The sequence below is a fragment of the Candidatus Dorea massiliensis AP6 genome (assembly GCF_964245105.1).
Classification (GTDB): Bacteria; Bacillota; Clostridia; order Lachnospirales; family Lachnospiraceae; genus Laedolimicola; species Laedolimicola intestinihominis.
Genome location: NZ_CAXTKW010000009.1, coordinates 14,224 through 26,889, shown reverse-complemented (window position 1 = coordinate 26,889; position 12,666 = coordinate 14,224). Strand labels below are relative to the sequence as shown.

Here is a 12,666-nt window from a genome sequence, read left to right as displayed (position 1 = left end):
CTATAATAAATAAGATTAAGCTACTATAAACAAGTATATCTTATCAAACGAAGGAGAACGTTATGAATGAATCAAATGGAGTAATTCGTGATGCCAGAAAACTGGGTATACCCAAGATGCTGATTCTGGGTCTGCAGCACATGTTCGCCATGTTCGGAGCTACGATTCTGGTTCCGATTCTGGTCAACAGCTATTTCGTGGATGCCTGCGGAGAGGGACCGACAAGAGGACTGACCGTAGCTGTAACACTGTTCTGCGCGGGCTTTGGAACCCTGCTGTTCCATGTCTGCACCAAGTTTAAGGTTCCGGCATTCCTGGGATCCTCATTCGCTTTCTTGAGTGGATTTTCTACCGTAGCACATCTGGATACCGGCATGTACGCCACCATGAGCGTCAATGACAAAGCGGCTTATGCCTGCGGCGGTGTCGTAGTGGCAGGTCTTCTGTATCTGGTACTGGCCCTGATTATCCGCCTGGTAGGCGTAAAGCGCGTGATGCGTTTCCTCCCGCCGGTTGTGACCGGACCGGTTATCATCTGTATCGGACTGAGCCTGGCAGGATCTGCCATCAACAATGCTTCCACCAACTGGTTCCTGGCACTGGTTGCTCTGGCTGTCATCATCGTATTCAATATCTGGGGCAAGGGAATGTTCAAGATTATCCCCATCCTGATGGGCGTTATGATTTCCTATGTGGTCGCTCTTCTGATGACCATGGCAGGCATGACAAATCCGGACGGCTCTGCTATCCTGAACTTCTCAGCCATCGCTACTTCCGGCTGGGTAGGAGTTCCGCCTCTTCAGATCTGCAAATTTGACGTAACCGCCATTCTGGTTATGGCGCCCATCGCCATCGCTACCATGATGGAGCACGTGGGCGATATGTCCGCGATTTCCGCTACCGTAGGAGAGAACTTCATCGCAAATCCGGGTCTTCACAGAACCCTGCTGGGCGACGGTCTGGCTACCTCCATGGCTGGTTTCCTGGGCGGACCTGCGAACACCACTTACGGCGAGAACACCGGCGTATTGGAGCTGAGCCGTGTCCATGACCCGCGGGTTATCCGGATTGCAGCAGTTTTCGCTATTATCGTAAGCTTTATTCCGAAGGTATCCGCTATCATCAGTACCATGCCGTCTGCTATCATCGGCGGCGTCAGCTTCATGCTGTATGGTATGATTTCTGCCATCGGCGTGCGTAACGTGGTAGAGAACAAGGTAGATTTGACTAAGTCCAGAAACCTGATTATCGCAGGCGTTATCTTTGTATGCGGACTGGGCTTCAGCAGCGGCATCACCTTCACGGTAGGCGGCACCCCGATTACCCTGACTGCACTGGCTATCGCAGCCATCGCAGGCATCCTGCTGAACATGATTCTGCCGGGCAATGATTATGAGTTCGGTGTAAATGAAACCGGCGACGAGAACCGCGGTATTCATGCGTAAATCATTTATATAAGTAAGCCGGAAATCACGCTGTTGGCGTGATTTCTGCGCATTACGGTGTAACAGGAGAGTCATTATGAACATGCTTGAGGTGAGCGCCCGCCTGCGCGCAGGCGAGGCAATTCCGGTAAAAGAACAGATGAAGCTGGTGGTTTCCCTGTCTGTTCCGGCGATCCTGGAGCAGCTCGTAATGACTCTTATGAGTTATATCGATACAGCCATGGTGGGGGGCCTGGGTTATCAGGCTACAGCAGCCATCGGTGTTGTGGCCAGCAGTATCTGGTTCATGAATGCCTTTGTCAATGCTGCGGCCATCGGCTTTTCCGTGCAGGTAGCCCAGTATCTGGGCGCGGGACGGGAGAGTGACAGCCGGGATGTGCTCTGTCAGGCTATTCTTTTTAATGTGATTTTCGGTACGGCCTTCGGGGCAGTGGTCATCGGTATCAGTCAGTTTCTGCCTGCCATTCTCGGCGCGGAGGCGGAGATTGCGCCCTATGCGCGGGCATATTTCTGTACGGTGGCATTTTTTGTGCCTTTCAGTATGGCGTCGGCCATCTATTCCAGCATTTTCCGGTGCAGCGGCAATGTGGTGCTTCCGAGCATCATGAATGTGGGCATGTGCGTGCTGGATGTGATTTTCAATTTCTTTCTGATTAACCCTGTCAGACAAATAGGAAATAGGACTATCTGGGGCGCGGGACTCGGCGTCCGGGGCGCGGCCATCGGGACCGGTCTTGCCCAGGCCTGTGTAGGCCTGACGCTGCTGGCATTTCTGCTGATTCGAAAAGGTCCATTGAAGCTTCAGGGCGGTGAAACATGGCGTTTTACAAAGGTCTGCATGAAAAATACCTGGTTTCTGGCTCTCCCGGCGGCACTGGAACGCAGCACTCTGTGTCTGGCGCAGATTGTCATGACCGGCGTTGTAACTGGCATGGGGCCGGTGGCGGTGGCAGCCAACTATGTGGCGGTGCAGACGGAAGGAATCTGTTACCTTCCGGCTTACGGCGTGGCGGCGGCTGCGACGGCGCTGGTGGGACAGAGCATTGGCGCTGCTCGAAAGGATATGGCGAAGCGCTTTGCCTACGGTACGACGCTGGTGGGCTTCCTGCTGGTAAGCTGTACCGGCACGCTCTTGTTCTGTTTTGCTCCGATACTTACCAGACTGCTGACAGGAGAAGCAGAGGTGATTGCTCTAAGTACCCGGGCGCTTCGCATTGTGGCCTTTTCCGAGCCGCTGTTTGCGGTCAGTATCGTGGTTATCGGAGCGCTCCGGGGCGCGGGAGACGGCAAGGGTCCGTTTCGCATCAATCTGTGCAGCATGTGGGGCATCCGTGTGGTGACGGTGCTCTTATTTACCAGACAGTTCGGGGTCTTAGGCGTCTGGGCGACTATGGCGGTGGAACTTATCTGCCGCGGTATCTTTTTCCTGATCCGGCTTCTGCGGGGACGCTGGATTCAGGTGGGCGCTTTAAAATAAAATTAAGAAAATTATATGAAAATGATAGAAAGAAATCCTTGCATTTTCAGGATTCCTATGATAAAATTAACCACGTTGTGATAAAAAAGCAGATGGTCCGCTGCTGCAGCAGTCGGAAAGGGCATCTTTTGGCAGAATTCTATTTGATAAGATCGAGAGAGAAGCGAGACAGATACGCGCCGGCCTCCGGTGCGGTTTCGGGTCCTTTGTACTGGCGGTAAGAACATCCAGAAAATAAGGAGGAGACAACGAAATGAACGAGATTATTAAGAACATTGAGGCTGAGCAGCTGAAGGCTGAAGTACCGGAGTTTAAGGTAGGAGATACCGTAAAGGTTTACGGTAAGATCAAAGAGGGTAACCGTGAGCGTATTCAGGTATTCGAGGGTATCGTACTGAAGAAGCAGGGCGGCGGAGCCCGCGCTACCTTTACTGTAAGAAAGAATTCCAACGGCGTAGGCGTTGAGAAGACATGGCCGCTGCATTCCCCGAACGTAGAGAAGGTTGAGGTTGTTCGTCATGGTAAGGTAAGACGTGCGAAACTGAACTACTTAAGAGGACGTGTAGGAAAGCGCGCAAAGGTGAAAGAGCTTGTAAAATAATCACGAAGTTGTAAAGATAAGAGGGAGAATGAAAATTCTCCCTTTTTCTTTCATGTAGCTTTGGGACACAGGAAAGGCCCTCCGGGCAGGCGGGGATTTTGCAGGGGCAGAATCCTGTTTGGAAAGGTTGTGGAGGCGTAACGATGCGTAGAAGAGGATTAAATTTCCGACGGAGAAAAAGAACAATCAATCTGTCCGCTCTGCAGGGAGCGACAGTCTGGATAGGAGAGATTATTCTGGCCTTTGTGGTAGGCTGTATGGTGGTCTGGTTTTTCGGTTATTCCTTAAGCAATGTGGGCGAGTCCATGGAGCCAACCCTGAAAAGCGGCGATAAGGTGTTAATTAACCGTCTGATTTATGAAGTGAAGTCACCGTCCTACGGAGATTTGATTGTGTTTAAGCCCAACGGCAACCAGAACGCCCATTACCACATCAAGCGGGTGGTAGGAAAGCCCGGCGACACCGTCACCATCAAGAGCGGCCGCGTCTTTGTCAACGGCGAGCTGCTGAACGAGACCGTGCAGACCGAAAGCATGCAGGACGCAGGACTGGCTGAGGAAGGCGTAAAGCTGGGAACGGACGAATATTTCGTGCTGGGCGATAACCGCAACAACAGTGAGGACAGCCGAAGCGCCAACATCGGCAATGTAAAAAAGGAAGATATACTGGGCAGGGCCTGGTTTGTGGTGACGCCCGGGGAGCGCTTCGGGTGGTTGAAATAGATAGAAAATGGAGAATGAACGATGAATATACAGTGGTATCCGGGACATATGACCAAGGCCCGGAGAATGATGCAGGAGAATATCAAGCTGGTGGATCTGGTCATCGAGCTGGTGGACGCCCGCGTGCCCCTGAGCAGCCGAAATCCTGACATCGACGATCTGGGCCGCAATAAGGCGAGACTGCTCCTGTTAAATAAGTCCGATCTGGCGGACGAGGCGGCCAACGAGGCCTGGAGCGCTTATTTTCGGGCAAAGGGCTTCCAGGTGGTGAAGCTCAATTCCCGCAGCGGTGCAGGCTTTAAGAGTGTGAACGCGGCTGTCCAGGAAGCCTGCAAGGAGAAAATTGAGCGCGATCGAAGAAGAGGTATCCTGAACCGTCCAGTCCGCGCCATGGTGGCGGGTATCCCCAACGTGGGCAAGTCTACCTTTATCAACAGCTTTGCGGGCAAGGCCTGCACCAAGACCGGCAATAAGCCCGGCGTCACCAAGGGCGCCCAGTGGGTGCGCCTGAATAAGCAGGTGGAACTCTTAGACACCCCGGGTATCCTCTGGCCAAAGTTTGAGGACCAGGAGGTGGGTATCAAGCTGGCTATGATTGGTTCCATTAAAGAAGAAATTTTGAATACAGAGGAGTTGTCTCTGGAACTTTTGAAGCTTCTGAAAAGCAGGTACAGCGGCACCATCAACGAGCGATATGACGCAGATGAGGCGCTTGGCGAGGTGGAGCTTTTGGGAGAGATCGCGAAGCGAAGGGGCTGCCTGATGAAGGGCGGAGAACCGGATCTGACCAAGGCTGCAGCTATCCTGCTGGAAGATTTCCGGAGTGGAAAGCTGGGCAAAATCACACTGGAGCTGCCGGAACAGGCGCAGGAGGACTGACAATGGAACAGAGAGATAACAGAGAGGATATCGAGACAGAAGAGAAGCCGAATGTTATGCGGGAGCTTCTCGGCATGCTGGTATATGTGGGCATTGTTCTGGCTATCACATTTCTGATTATTACCTTTGTAGGGCAGCGGACCCATGTGAGCGGTGAGTCTATGGAAAATACCCTGGACGACGGCGATCAGTTGATCGTGGATAAGCTTACATATCGGTTCCACGATCCGGAGCGGTTTGACATTATTGTGTTTCCGTTCCGCTACAAGGATAATACGTATTATATCAAACGTATCATCGGACTGCCGGGTGAGACCGTGCAGATTGCAGATGGTGAGATTTATATCAACGGAGAGGTGCTTGAGGAATCCTATGGCCGCGAGGTCATGCAGGACGCAGGACTGGCTGCGGAGCCCATTACCCTGGGTGATGATGAGTATTTCGTGTTGGGCGATAACCGGAACTACAGCTCAGACAGCCGTGATCCCAGCGTGGCGCTGATTCACCGGAAAGAGATCATCGGACGGGCATGGCTGCGTATCTGGCCCCTGGATTCTTTCGGCATTTTGAAGCATCAGTAGAGGCGGGATTATGACAAAGACAGAGCAGCTGCGCGTGGAGCGGGAGCAGCGGAAACAGGAAAAATTAGCGAAGGAGCGGGAGCGTCTGGAGGGCATGCGTTCCTTTGAGCATCAGTACGGGGGCTATGGAGCCGTCTGCGGCATCGACGAGGTGGGCAGAGGACCGCTGGCAGGCCCGGTGGTGGCCGGAGCTGTGATTCTGTCACCAGACTGTGAGATTCTCTATCTTAACGATTCTAAGAAGCTGTCGGAGAAAAAGCGTGAGCTTTTGTACGATGAGATTATGGAAAAGGCGGTGGCGACGGGCATCGGCGTTATCAGCCCGGCCCGTATCGACGAGATCAACATTCTGCAGGCCACCTATGAGGCCATGCGGATGGCGATTTCCAATCTGAAGGTGCAGCCGTCCGTCCTGTTAAATGACGCAGTGACGATTCCGCTGGTGGAGATTCCCCAGGTTCCCATTATCAAGGGCGACGCCAAGAGTGTGTCCATTGCGGCGGCCAGCATCATTGCCAAGGTCACCAGGGATCATATGATGGTGGAATACGAGGAGATTTACCCGGGATACGGCTTCGCGTCCAATAAGGGCTACGGCTCGGCGCAGCATATCGCGGCTTTGAAAGAACTGGGGCCGACGCCGATTCATCGCAGAACCTTTATTAAAAACTATACGTAAATAATTTAGAGGGCGCGAAAAGGATAGTGAAAACAAGTGTCAAGCTTGCTTGTAAGCTTGTTTTTGCTATTCTTTTCACATCGGATGAATATCCGATGCTTCTTGAATTGTTTACAATTCAAGAAGATGCGCTGAAAAAATTTAGGAGGCTTCTATGCAAAACCGCCGTCAAATCGGCACGGAAGAGGAAGCTTTGGCCGCTGTGTTTCTGAAGGCGCAGGGCTATGAGATACTGGAACAGAATTTTCGCTGCCGTCTGGGTGAGATTGACATTATCGCCCGGGACGGCAGCGCACTTGTATTTATAGAGGTAAAATATCGGAGGAACGCGGCTTACGGGACTCCGGCAGAGGCCGTAAATCTACGGAAGCAGCAGAAGATATGTAAGGTGGCTGATTATTACCGGATGAAGCACCGCGTTTCGGACGGGCAGGCCTGTCGATTTGATGTGGTGGCGATTCAGGGGAGGAACATCCGGCTGATTCGGGATGCCTTTCCTTATTGTTTTTATTGAATAAATATAATATTCAATCAAGAAAAGTTTAAAAGTAAAATAAATACAGTGAAGAAGGAAAGACATCGGTGGCAATGCAAAGGAGAAAATCGAATGGAACAGAAACAGGCAGCGGTTGAGATGACGAAGCTGGACAGAGAGAATGTCTATGAATGGAAAAAAGTAAAAGACAGAATAACGACACACCTGGTGGAGCGTGCAGGCGTTCCGTTTTTACAATTTTCCCTTCTGGAGGAAACCGGCATCGTTACCCACGCCTTTTCCACCCGTCTGGGCGGCGTTAGCGAGGGCGTCTGCAGTACCATGAACGTAAGCTTCACCCGTGGCGACAGGGAAGAAGCGGTACGGGAAAACTATCGGAGGCTGGGCGAAGCTGTGGGCTTCGACTGCGCCGATCTGGTCTGCTCTGATCAGACCCATACCACGAACATCCGGGCTGTCACCGAAGCCGATCGGGGCAAGGGTTTTGCGCGCCCAAAGGACTACACCGACATAGATGGTCTGATTACCAATGTGCCGGGGCTCGTGCTGGCCACCTTTTACGCGGACTGCGTACCGCTGTATTTTGTGGATCCGGTAAAGAAGGCCATCGGCCTGTCCCATTCCGGCTGGCGGGGTACGGTGGGAAAGATCGGGAAAAAGACAGTAGAACGAATGCAGGAAGAATATGGAAGTAACCCATCGGACATCCGGGCAGTTATCGGTCCCTCTATCTGTCAGGACTGCTATGAGGTGAGCGCCGATGTGATCGAAGAGTTCCGGAAGGCGTTTTCAAAGGAATACTGGCCGGAATTATACTATGCCAAAGAAAATGGCAAGTACCAGCTGAATCTCTGGAGAGCCAACGAGCTGATTTTCCGGGAAGCAGGAATTCTGCCGGAGCACACAGCAGTCACGGATCTCTGCACCTGCTGTAATCCCTCTCTTTTATTCAGCCACCGGGCGTCCCATGGAAAGCGCGGAAATCTGGGGGCGTTCCTGATGCTGAAATAGAGTGGTTAATTTGGGATAAAAAATAAGGCCGATGCAATTCTATCCATTTCGATAATTTTGCATCGGCCCCTGTTTTATCGGAGTTCTGATTTATTTCCTAAGCTCTCCGTTCTGTCTCTTTTCCAGGAGCTTCCGGATCTTCTCGGTCGGGTTGTTGATCTTTCCAATCGGAGTGTCATGATTCATGGTATCAATAATCGTAGCCAGGAATTTGGTCATATCCGCTTCGGTGTAGTAGGGCTTCTCAAGAAGCTCCGGAGAGCGGTAGTTCAGGTTCGTGGTGACGATACGCTTGATGTAGCCCTTCTCGTAGTACTCGTCGAACTTTTCAAAGCCATCGGTGAAAAGGCCGAAGGTGCAGCAGACATAGACGTTGCGCACACCCCGCTCCTTCATCTGCTTAGCCACATCCAGCATACTTCCGCCGGAGGAGATCATATCGTCGATGATGATGACGTCCTTGCCGGTCAGGGAGGTTCCCAGGAACTCATGGGCTACGATGGGATTCTTGCCATTTACGATGGTGGAGTAGTCTCTTCTTTTATAGAACATACCCAGGTCGATACCCAGGACGTTGGAGAAGTATACCGCACGCTCCATGGCGCCCTCATCAGGGGCGATGATCATCAGGTGATCGTTATCCACCTGCAGATCCGGTTCGGTGCGCAGCAACGCTTTCATAAACTGATAAGGCGGCTGGAAATTATCAAAGCCGTTCAGAGGGGTGGCGTTCTGTACACGCGGGTCATGGGCGTCGAAGGTGATGATATTGGTAACACCCATATTCTGAAGCTCCTGCAGGGCCAGCGCGCAGTCCAGAGACTCACGGCTGGTACGGCGGTGCTGGCGGCCCTCATAAAGGAACGGAATCACCACATTGATGCGGTGTGCCTTACCGGTGGCAGCGGAAATGATACGCTTCAGATCCTGATAATGATCGTCCGGAGACATGTGATTCTCATGGCCACAGACATTGTAAGTGATGCTGTAGTTGCAGACGTCCACGATGACAAACAGGTCGCTTCCGCGGACGGATTCACCGAGACGGCCTTTCGCTTCACCGGTTCCGAAACGGGGACAAGAGCAGTCTACCAGGTAGGAATCCTGAGCATACTCCTGAAAATATACGTTATCGCGGTGCTGCATATTGGCGGTCTTACGAAAATCCACCAGATAGTTGTCCACCTTCCTGGCAAAATACATGCTGCCTTCCAGAGCGGCGATTTTCAGCGGCGCGATGGGTAAAATATTGTCAAACTGATTTGTTTCTGACATGACTGTCCTCCGAATAATATGACGTAAATTTCGATATGTTAGTGAAAACATACTACATATCATTTATACCATTTTCCGATACAGATCGTCAAGACAGATTGCTTTTTATTTTCAAATAATGTATGATGGTAAATGGAAAAGAAGGAGTTTTTGCGAAAATATGAAAAAAACGAAAGAACACGTAATCAAAACCATAGAATCGGGCAGCATTGCCGAAGAGCTGGAGCTGGAGCCGGGAGACGTGCTGGTGGCTGTGAACGGCCAGCCGGTGAAAGACGTCTTTGACTATCACTATCTGATCAATGAGGAATATCTGGAGATTCTGGTCCGCAAGGCAGACGGCGAGGAGTGGGAGCTGGAAATCGAGAAGGAATACGAGGACGATTTAGGCATCGAGTTTGAAAATGGCATGATGGACGATTATCGTTCCTGCAGCAATAAATGTATCTTCTGTTTTATTGATCAATTGCCGAAGGGCATGCGGGATACCCTGTATTTCAAGGACGATGATTCCCGGCTTTCTTTTTTGCAGGGCAATTATGTGACCCTTACCAATATGAGTGACGAGGATGTACAGCGCATCATCACCTACCGCATGGAGCCTATTAATATTTCCTTCCAGGCCATGCACCCGGAGCTTCGCTGTCAGATGCTTCATAACCGCTTCGCCGGGGACGCCCTCAAAAAGGTGGATCGTTTCTATGAGGCGGGCATTGTTATGAACGGTCAGATTGTGCTCTGCAAAGGTGTCAACGACGGTAAAGAGCTGGAATACAGCATTGAGCAGCTGGTAAAATATCTGCCTTATCTGCAGAGTGTCTCGGTGGTGCCGGTGGGACTGACCCGTTATCGGGACGGCCTGTATCCTCTGGAACCTTTTACAAAAAAGGACGCGTGCGCAGTGCTGGCCCTGATTCACAGCTGGCAGGATCGTCTCTATAAAGAATATGGCAGCCATTTCATTCACGCAGGCGACGAGTGGTATCTGCTGGCAGAGGAGGAGATTCCGACAGAAGACAGCTACGACGGATACATGCAATTGGAAAATGGCGTCGGTATGATAAGGCTTCTGCAAGAAGAGGTGCGTGAAGAACTGGCAGCCCTGGCTGGAGACGATTGCGAGCGCCGTGTGACCATAGCCACCGGCGAACTGGCAGCGCCGATTCTCGAAGAGCTTGGTCAGGAGATTAAAGCCAAATATCCAAAACTGGATTTGCAGGTAAAAGCCGTGAAAAATGAGTTTTTTGGCGGTAAGATTACCGTGGCCGGCCTTCTGACCGGACAGGATCTGAAAAAGCAGTTAGCCGACCTGAACCTGGGCGAGGAGCTTCTGCTGACCGAGCATATGATGAAGAGCGGCGAGCAGGTATTCCTGGACGATGTGACCGTGGAAGAACTGTCCGGGGCTTTACAAGTGCCCATAACTATTGTAAAATCAGACGGAAAATCTTTTCTGGATGCCGTACTCGGCCGATCTGAGAATTAAGATAGAGTATCAAGAAGAATAGGAGAAATTAGAGAATGAGTAAACCGATAGTAGCGATTGTCGGACGCCCGAACGTGGGAAAATCCACCCTGTTCAACGCGCTTGCGGGGGAGAATATTTCCATCGTAAAGGACACGCCCGGCGTAACAAGAGACCGTATTTACGCGGATGTAACATGGCTGGATCACGCATTTACCCTGATTGATACCGGTGGAATCGAGCCGGACAGCAGCGACATCATCCTGTCCCAGATGCGGGAGCAGGCCCAGATCGCCATTGATACTGCGGATGTGATTATCTTCCTGGCGGATGTGCGTCAGGGGCTGGTGGACGCGGATTCCAAGGTGGCGGATATGCTGCGCCGTTCCAGAAAGCCGGTAGTGCTGGCTATCAATAAGGTGGACAGCTTCCAGAAGTTTATGGCGGATACCTATGAATTTTATAATCTGGGTATCGGCGATCCGGTGCCGATTTCCGCGGCTTCCCGACTGGGTATCGGCGATCTGCTGGACGAGGTCGTGAAGCATTTCCCGGAGCAGACCGGTGAGGTTGAGGAGGATGACCGTCCCCGTATTGCTATCGTCGGAAAACCGAATGTAGGAAAATCTTCCATTATCAACAAGCTGATCGGCGAGAACCGCGTCATCGTATCCAATATCGCGGGAACCACCCGTGACGCCATCGACACTGAGGTGCGCCGGAACGGCAAGGACTACATTTTCATTGATACGGCAGGACTGCGCCGGAAGAACAAGATCAAAGAGGAGCTGGAGCGCTACAGTATCATCCGTACCGTGACAGCGGTGGAGCGGGCCGACGTGGTCATTCTGGTCATTGACGCGAAAGAGGGCGTCACCGAGCAGGATGCGAAGATCGCCGGTATCGCCCATGAGCGCGGCAAGGGCATCATCATTGCAGTCAATAAGTGGGATGCCATCGAGAAAAATGACAAGACCGTCTACGAATATACCAATAAGATCCGCAATATCTTATCCTATATGCCTTACGCGGAGATTACGTTCATTTCCGCTGTGACCGGTCAGCGCCTGCCGAAGCTCTTTGAGCTCATCGACATGGTGATCCAGAACCAGAATCTGCGCGTGGCCACCGGCGTGCTGAACGAGATTATGACTGAGGCCGTTGCCCTGCAGCAGCCGCCCTCAGATAAAGGAAAGCGTCTGAAGCTTTTCTATATTACACAGGTGGCGGTAAAGCCGCCCACCTTCGTCATTTTTGTAAATGACAAGGAGTTGATGCATTTCTCCTACACCAGATATCTGGAAAATAAAATCCGGGATGCGTTCGGCTTCAAGGGAACCGCTCTGCGGTTCCTGATTCGGGAAAGAAAGGGAGATCAGTAATGATACGTCTGGTATGTGTGGCGATCGGCTATGTGTTTGGACTGTTTCAGACAGGTTATATCTATGGAGAATTAAAAGGTACGGATATCCGCCAGCATGGAAGCGGCAACGCGGGAGCCACCAACGCGCTCCGGACGCTTGGCTGGAAGGCAGGCCTTATTACCCTGCTGGGAGACTGCTTTAAGTGTGTCTTCGCGGTGCTTCTGGTACGCGCCCTGTTTGCGGGCCGTTATCCGGATGAAAATATGGGCGTGCTTCTGGGAATGTACGCAGCCCTGGGTGTGATTCTGGGGCATAATTTTCCTTTTTATCTGAAGTTTAAGGGCGGAAAAGGCATTGCGGCTACCGCAGGTCTGTACCTGTCCCTGGATCCGGTTATGACCCTGGTGGCCGTTGTATTATTTGGAGGCGCCGTGGGCGCGACCCGTTACGTATCCCTGGGGTCTATTCTGGTCAGCATCTGGCTGCCGGTGGGAACGATTCTGTTTGGACAGCAGGGAAAGTGGGGACTGTCCCAGGGACATCTCTATGAGCTCTACGCGATTACGATTTTCCTGTGCCTGATGGCTATCTTCCGCCACAGAAAGAATATCGGAAGACTCTTAAACGGTACGGAGAGCAAGCTTGGACAGAAAGCGAAATAAAGGAGAAAT

General features: G+C 51.8%; 13 protein-coding genes. 12 read left to right on the top strand and 1 reads right to left on the bottom strand.

What is annotated here, in order from left to right:
* Positions 1–62 precede the first annotated feature (62 nt).
* The 9 genes from ACESZP_RS10220 (at position 63) to pgeF (ending at position 7,891) form a co-directional block, all read left to right on the top strand.
* Complete coding sequence (locus ACESZP_RS10220) at positions 63–1,445, top strand: uracil-xanthine permease family protein (protein WP_499708963.1); 1,383 nt, start codon at positions 63–65, stop codon at positions 1,443–1,445.
* A 76-nt stretch (positions 1,446–1,521) separates the two neighbouring features.
* Positions 1,522–2,922, top strand: coding sequence for an MATE family efflux transporter (locus ACESZP_RS10215; protein ID WP_499708962.1), 1,401 nt, complete (start codon positions 1,522–1,524; stop codon positions 2,920–2,922).
* Positions 2,923–3,175: 253 nt separating this feature from the next.
* A complete protein-coding gene (rplS, locus tag ACESZP_RS10210) occupies positions 3,176–3,523 on the top strand; it encodes a 50S ribosomal protein L19 (protein WP_178038697.1) in 348 nt (115 codons plus the stop codon).
* 143 nt (positions 3,524–3,666) lie between these two features.
* Complete coding sequence (gene lepB, locus ACESZP_RS10205; RefSeq protein WP_178038698.1) at positions 3,667–4,245, top strand: signal peptidase I; 579 nt, start codon at positions 3,667–3,669, stop codon at positions 4,243–4,245.
* A gap of 21 nt (positions 4,246–4,266) precedes the next feature.
* Positions 4,267–5,124: a ribosome biogenesis GTPase YlqF gene (gene ylqF / locus ACESZP_RS10200; RefSeq protein WP_178038699.1), complete on the top strand. Its 858-nt coding sequence runs from the start codon at positions 4,267–4,269 to the stop codon at positions 5,122–5,124.
* A 2-nt stretch (positions 5,125–5,126) separates the two neighbouring features.
* The gene (gene lepB, locus ACESZP_RS10195) at positions 5,127–5,705 is read left to right on the top strand and encodes a signal peptidase I (RefSeq protein WP_178038700.1); all 579 of its coding nucleotides are present in this window, start codon (positions 5,127–5,129) and stop codon (positions 5,703–5,705) included.
* 10 nt (positions 5,706–5,715) lie between these two features.
* Entirely contained in the window at positions 5,716–6,384 is a 669-nt protein-coding gene (gene rnhB, locus ACESZP_RS10190; RefSeq protein ID WP_178038701.1) for a ribonuclease HII, read from the top strand.
* A gap of 154 nt (positions 6,385–6,538) precedes the next feature.
* Positions 6,539–6,898: a YraN family protein gene (locus tag ACESZP_RS10185; protein ID WP_178038702.1), complete on the top strand. Its 360-nt coding sequence runs from the start codon at positions 6,539–6,541 to the stop codon at positions 6,896–6,898.
* A gap of 93 nt (positions 6,899–6,991) precedes the next feature.
* Positions 6,992–7,891: a peptidoglycan editing factor PgeF gene (pgeF, locus tag ACESZP_RS10180; RefSeq protein WP_499708961.1), complete on the top strand. Its 900-nt coding sequence runs from the start codon at positions 6,992–6,994 to the stop codon at positions 7,889–7,891.
* A 90-nt stretch (positions 7,892–7,981) separates the two neighbouring features.
* Here the strand turns inward: pgeF and ACESZP_RS10175 are convergent, their stop codons facing one another.
* Positions 7,982–9,166, bottom strand: a complete 1,185-nt coding sequence (locus ACESZP_RS10175; protein WP_499708960.1) for a ribose-phosphate pyrophosphokinase — start codon at positions 9,164–9,166, stop codon at positions 7,982–7,984.
* Positions 9,167–9,326: 160 nt separating this feature from the next.
* On the opposite strand from ACESZP_RS10175, the gene ACESZP_RS10170 reads away from it, so the two are divergent.
* Genes ACESZP_RS10170 through plsY form a run of 3 tightly spaced genes read left to right on the top strand, consistent with a single transcriptional unit; the run spans position 9,327 to position 12,657 of the window.
* Positions 9,327–10,652 carry a DUF512 domain-containing protein gene (locus ACESZP_RS10170; RefSeq protein WP_499708959.1) on the top strand — a complete coding sequence of 442 codons (1,326 nt, stop codon included), beginning with the start codon at positions 9,327–9,329 and terminating at the stop codon, positions 10,650–10,652.
* Positions 10,653–10,687: 35 nt separating this feature from the next.
* Positions 10,688–12,013 (top strand): ribosome biogenesis GTPase Der, encoded by a 1,326-nt coding sequence (gene der, locus ACESZP_RS10165; RefSeq protein WP_178038705.1) that lies wholly within the window; start codon positions 10,688–10,690, stop codon positions 12,011–12,013.
* Positions 12,013–12,657 (top strand): glycerol-3-phosphate 1-O-acyltransferase PlsY, encoded by a 645-nt coding sequence (plsY, locus tag ACESZP_RS10160; RefSeq protein WP_349164171.1) that lies wholly within the window; start codon positions 12,013–12,015, stop codon positions 12,655–12,657. Before der ends, plsY begins: the two co-directional genes overlap by 1 nt.
* Positions 12,658–12,666: the final 9 nt, after the last annotated feature.

Bases quoted from the DNA above. Each gene is read 5' to 3' on its own strand.
- plsY (WP_349164171.1), top strand. From the start codon at position 12,013: ATGATACGTCTGGTATGTGTGGCGATCGGCTATGTGTTTGGACTGTTT.
- rnhB (WP_178038701.1), top strand. From the start codon at position 5,716: ATGACAAAGACAGAGCAGCTGCGCGTGGAGCGGGAGCAGCGGAAACAG.
- der (WP_178038705.1), top strand. From the start codon at position 10,688: ATGAGTAAACCGATAGTAGCGATTGTCGGACGCCCGAACGTGGGAAAA.
- pgeF (WP_499708961.1), top strand. From the start codon at position 6,992: ATGGAACAGAAACAGGCAGCGGTTGAGATGACGAAGCTGGACAGAGAG.
- ACESZP_RS10215 (WP_499708962.1), top strand. From the start codon at position 1,522: ATGAACATGCTTGAGGTGAGCGCCCGCCTGCGCGCAGGCGAGGCAATT.
- lepB (WP_178038700.1), top strand. From the start codon at position 5,127: ATGGAACAGAGAGATAACAGAGAGGATATCGAGACAGAAGAGAAGCCG.
- ACESZP_RS10170 (WP_499708959.1), top strand. From the start codon at position 9,327: ATGAAAAAAACGAAAGAACACGTAATCAAAACCATAGAATCGGGCAGC.
- ACESZP_RS10185 (WP_178038702.1), top strand. From the start codon at position 6,539: ATGCAAAACCGCCGTCAAATCGGCACGGAAGAGGAAGCTTTGGCCGCT.
- rplS (WP_178038697.1), top strand. From the start codon at position 3,176: ATGAACGAGATTATTAAGAACATTGAGGCTGAGCAGCTGAAGGCTGAA.
- ACESZP_RS10175 (WP_499708960.1), bottom strand. From the start codon at position 9,166: ATGTCAGAAACAAATCAGTTTGACAATATTTTACCCATCGCGCCGCTG.
- ACESZP_RS10220 (WP_499708963.1), top strand. From the start codon at position 63: ATGAATGAATCAAATGGAGTAATTCGTGATGCCAGAAAACTGGGTATA.
- ylqF (WP_178038699.1), top strand. From the start codon at position 4,267: ATGAATATACAGTGGTATCCGGGACATATGACCAAGGCCCGGAGAATG.
- lepB (WP_178038698.1), top strand. From the start codon at position 3,667: ATGCGTAGAAGAGGATTAAATTTCCGACGGAGAAAAAGAACAATCAAT.